This is a genomic window from Microbacterium sp. zg.Y909 (assembly GCF_024626565.1).
The window spans coordinates 1-3,053 of the sequence record NZ_JANJFJ010000287.1 but is presented as its reverse complement, the minus strand read 5'-3'; the positions used below and the strand labels follow the sequence as shown (position 1 = coordinate 3,053).

The following is a 3,053-nucleotide window of genomic DNA, read 5'->3' as shown; positions in this document are numbered from 1 at the left end:
CTTCTTGCTCAGCGGATGCCGCGTGGACCATCGCCTACACGCGGCATCCGCTTTTTCTGTGCCCTCTCGGGTCAGTCGAACATGCCGTCCAGCAGGCTGCCGATGACGAGGCCGCCGAGGAGGCCCCCCATGATGTTGTTGCCGCCCGGGCCGGCACTGCGACCGCCGCCCCATCCGCCCTGCGGGCCGCCCCAGCCCGGGTCGTCGGGCCGCGAGGCGTCGATGTCCCGCTGGGCGTACTGCAGCGCCTCCGAGGCGAGCATGCCGCAGCGCCGCGCGTCGGCCATGGCCTTCTCGCGGTCGTCCTCGGCGATCGGGCCGGCGATCACGGGGCTGAGCGCCAGCCGCAGGCTCTCCGCCTCGGCCAGGCGCGTGCGGGCGTCGGCGCCGATCCACCCACGGTGGCCGGCGATCACCGAGCGTGCGACCGACAGCTGACGGTCGGCATCGTCCACGGCGTGACGCACGTGCGCCTCGGCGGGGATCGGCCGCGCCGCGCGCTCGCGCGCCTTCGCGATCACCGCGTCCAGGGCCGCGTTCTTCTCGCGCAGCACGGTGAGCTCTGCGAACGGATCCGCCTTGCCGCCGGCGGGGGTCAGGCGCGCCAGTGCGCGCTCGAGCTCGGCGACAGCCGTGGTCACCGCGGGCACCTGCGGCGCTTCGCGGGCTGCGACGATGTCCTCGCGCGAGTCGGCGACGACCGCGGCGAGGGTCGATTGGGCGCGCAGTGCCTCGACTTCGAAGTCGTCCACGGCGTCGAGCAGGGTGCCCGCCCGCCGCACGGCCTCGATGGCGGTCTCCAGAGCGATGTTGGCGGCGCCGCGCTCGCCGGCGTCGCGACGCCGCTCGGCGACGTCGGCGCCGTGCGCGGCGAAGTCCAGCAGCCCGGCCGCCTCATCGGCGTTGCCGGCGACGCGCTGTGCAGCCGCGGGGGCGTAGCGCAGGCTCACCCGCTCGATCACCGTGCGCGCCGCCGGAACGCGGGCGGTGAGGCGCTCCACGTCCGAGCGGATGCCGGCGAGGATCTCGGGGGCGCGTCGGGCGCGCTCGATGCGCTCGGCCAGCGCGCTGGTCCGGTCCTCGATCAAGTCGTCGGCCCACTCGCACAGCTGGATGATGCGGGCGTTGCGGGTGCGCAGCTCTTCGAGGGTGTCGGGGATGTCGTCGTGGTTGAGCTGATTGAGGTGGAACGCCTCGCCCAGGTGGTGACGCACCGCCGCGAGCGCCTCGCGCAGCTCGGCGGTCGCGTCGGAGCCGAGCTCGGCATCCGCGAACACCAGTTCGTCGCTCGTCACCCGCAGTCGCTCATCAGTGGCCACCAGAGCGGCACCCGCCCGGCGCGCAAGATCCGCGTCGTGCTCCTGCAGTTCTTGCTGCTCGCGTTTGCGCTTGCCCCAGAATCCGGCCATACGCCGATCCTACGGCGCACCGTTGCCCGGTGCGCGGGTTCGCTCAGGGCGAGAGTTCAGAGGGCCCCTTCAGGCGACGATGAGGTCACGGGCCGATAACATGGCGGTGTATGCCCGCGCGCCCGAGCGTGCGGGCGCCGGCGCAATCCGCGCCCGAACGACAGATGGAGATGCCCCGTGGCCAACCCTCTCGAGAAACTGCTCCGTGCCGGTGAGGGGCGGGTGCTGCGGCGCCTGCAGCAGGTCGTCAAGGCCGTGGCCGCCCTCGAAGAGGACTACGCGCAGCTCACCGATGAGGAGTTGCGCGGCGAGACTGCGGAGCTCCGCGCCCGCTACGCCGCCGGCGAGACGCTCGATCAGCTCATGCCCGAGGCCTTCGCCGCCGTGCGGGAAGCGGCCAAGCGCACTCTCGGCCAGCGTCCCTACGACGTGCAGGTGATGGGCGGTGCGGCACTTCACCTCGGCAACATCGCCGAGATGAAGACCGGTGAGGGCAAGACCCTGACCGCGGCGCTTCCGGTCTACCTCAACGCCATCGCGGGCAAGGGCGTGCACGTCATCACCGTGAACGACTACCTGGCCTCGTACCAGGCCGAGCTCATGGGTCGCGTCTACCGGGCGCTCGGGATGACCTACGGCACGATCGTGGCCGGCCAGAACCCGCAGGTGCGTCGCGAGCAGTACGCCGCCGACATCACCTACGGCACGAACAACGAGTTCGGCTTCGACTACCTGCGCGACAACATGGCCTGGCGCAAGGACGATCTCGTCCAGCGCGGCCACTTCTACGCCATCGTCGACGAGGTGGACTCCATCCTCATCGACGAGGCGCGCACCCCGCTCATCATCTCGGGCCCGTCCTCGGGCGAGGCCAACCGCTGGTTCGTCGAGTTCGCGAAGATCGCCAAGACCCTCGAGCCCGGGGTCGACTACGAGGTCGACGAGAAGAAGCGCACCATCGGTGTGCTCGAACCCGGCATCGAGAAGGTCGAGGACTACCTCGGCATCGACAACCTGTACGAGTCGGCCAACACGCCGCTCATCTCCTTCCTCAACAACTCGATCAAGGCGCTCGCGCTGTTCAAGCGCGACGCGGACTACGTCGTCATGAACGACGAGGTCATGATCGTCGACGAGCACACCGGCCGCATCCTCGTGGGACGCCGGTACAACGAAGGCATCCACCAGGCGATCGAGGCGAAGGAGGGCGTGCCGGTCAAGGCTGAGAACCAGACCCTCGCCACCGTCACGCTGCAGAACTACTTCCGCCTCTACGACAAGCTCGCCGGCATGACCGGTACCGCCGAGACCGAGGCGGCGGAGTTCATGTCGACCTACAAGCTCGGCGTCGTGCCGATCCCGACGAACAAGCCGATGATCCGCAAGGACCAGCCGGACCTCGTCTACAAGAACGAGCAGGCGAAGTTCGCGCAGGTCGTCGAGGACATCGCCGAGCGCCACGCCGCCGGACAGCCCGTGCTGGTCGGCACGGTGAGCGTCGAGAAGAGCGAGTACCTGTCGCGGCTGCTGGCCAAGAAGGGCGTCAAGCACGAGGTGCTCAACGCCAAGAACCATGCCCGTGAGGCCGAGATCGTCGCCCGCGCCGGGCGGCTGGGCGCGGTGACGGTCGCCACCAACATGGCG

Annotated in this window: 2 protein-coding genes; one reads left to right on the top strand and one right to left on the bottom strand. The window is 70.1% G+C overall.

Annotation, left to right across the window (positions count from 1 at the left end; all coding sequences use genetic code 11):
- Positions 1-71 precede the first annotated feature (71 nt).
- Positions 72-1,409 (bottom strand): hypothetical protein, encoded by a 1,338-nt coding sequence (locus NQ160_RS17245; protein ID WP_257516384.1) that lies wholly within the window; start codon positions 1,407-1,409, stop codon positions 72-74.
- 177 nt (positions 1,410-1,586) lie between these two features.
- On the opposite strand from NQ160_RS17245, the gene NQ160_RS17240 reads away from it, so the two are divergent.
- A partial coding sequence (locus NQ160_RS17240; RefSeq protein WP_374113671.1) for a preprotein translocase subunit SecA occupies positions 1,587-3,053 on the top strand: 1,467 nt, incomplete at its 3' end.